2 protein-coding genes are annotated in these 614 nt (G+C 51.8%); both read left to right on the top strand.

What is annotated here, in order from left to right:
• Positions 1-22: 22 nt before the first annotated feature.
• A complete protein-coding gene (locus tag JFN90_RS22065; RefSeq protein ID WP_236019123.1) occupies positions 23-322 on the top strand; it encodes a transposase in 300 nt (99 codons plus the stop codon).
• Between the two features lie 32 nt (positions 323-354).
• Positions 355-614: IS3 family transposase (locus JFN90_RS22060; RefSeq protein ID WP_199397292.1), on the top strand; the 260-nt coding region annotated here is incomplete at its 3' end.

The raw sequence follows: 614 nt of genomic DNA, 5'->3' as shown, positions 1-614 counted from the left end.
TAACGGACCAGGAGGGTGTGTCATGAGATCGAATCGCAAGTACGATTCAGAGTTTAAACGAGAAGCGATCAAGTTAGTCGTTGATGAAGGCCGAACCATCCGTGAGGTAGAGAGCAGCCTGGGGATCACCCATGGCGTTCTCAAAGGGTGGGTCCAGAAACATCGGGACCAACAAGATCCTGTAAAAGTTAGCCATGCATCAGTTGAAGCCGAACTGAAGCACCTGCGTAAAGAGAACGAGAGGCTACTCCGCGAGCGTGAAATTCTAAAAAAAGCAGTGGCCATCTTCTCGACGGATCCGAATCGATATTCGGGTTCATAACCGAGCACCGCTCCGAATTCGGAGTTCAGGAGATGTGCCGAGTTCTTGGAGTGACTCGGAGTTGGTATTACGTCCATGCAGCCGGCCGCGTAACCAGGCGGCAGCGTGAAGACCAGGCGCTGCTACCAGCTATCAAAAAAGCCTTTCACGACAGCGACAAGACGTACGGTGCATTACGAATACTCAACGAACTGCGAAAGCAACAGCTGTACGTTGGAAAGAACCGCGTCTGGCGCCTGATGCGTGAAAATGATCTGCGAGTGAAGACTAAGCGGCGATTCAAAGTCACCAC

This window comes from Geomonas propionica, assembly GCF_016458235.1.
GTDB lineage: Bacteria > Desulfobacterota > Desulfuromonadia > Geobacterales > Geobacteraceae > Geomonas > Geomonas propionica.
The sequence above is the reverse complement of the archived record's forward strand: the minus strand, read 5'-3'. Positions and strand labels throughout refer to the sequence as shown.

Excerpts from the sequence above, each read along its gene's own strand:
- JFN90_RS22065 (WP_236019123.1), top strand. The coding sequence starts at position 23 with ATGAGATCGAATCGCAAGTACGATTCAGAGTTTAAACGAGAAGCGATC.